Raw genomic sequence first — 455 nt, 5'->3', positions numbered from 1 at the left:
GCCCCGCCCCCGGCGAGCTGGGTGAGGATCTGGCCGAACATCCAGCGGCGGAAGGCCACCAGCTCGACGTCGGCGGGCAGGGTCAGCAGGTGCTCCTCGGCGCAGAACCGGTCCGCCTCCTCCAGCACCTCCAGCATCTGCCGCACGAACCGCGCCGAGCGCGTGGAGGTGGTGTAGACGGCGTCGAAGAACTCCTCGCCGGCGGCCAGCGCCTCGTCCATCTGCCCCGCGCGCTGGGCGCGGTAGGGGGCGTAGGTCGTCTCCGCCTCGACGGCCAGCTCCAGCAGCCGCGCCGGCACGGCGGAGGGGGCGCCGTCGCGCCGGTCGCCGATGCGCACGAGCGCGAACTCGCGCAGCAGGCCCTCCACGTGCCGGTCCAGGCGCGCCCGCGCCCGCAGCGGCAGGTGCAGCAGGCGCACCACGGCCTCCTCGGGCAACTCGGGGACCCCGGGGAC

The 455-nt window shown here is 76.0% G+C and carries 1 pseudogene; it reads right to left on the bottom strand.

Annotated features, from left to right (window positions below):
* Nucleotides 1–437: pseudogene (locus tag GTR00_RS22505) on the bottom strand (hypothetical protein); the annotation flags it as partial.
* Nucleotides 438–455 lie beyond the last annotated feature (18 nt).

Origin of the sequence: Kineococcus indalonis, assembly GCF_009906395.1 — a bacterium.
Lineage (GTDB): Bacteria > Actinomycetota > Actinomycetes > Actinomycetales > Kineococcaceae > Kineococcus > Kineococcus indalonis.
This window is presented reverse-complemented; position numbering and strand designations above follow the sequence as displayed.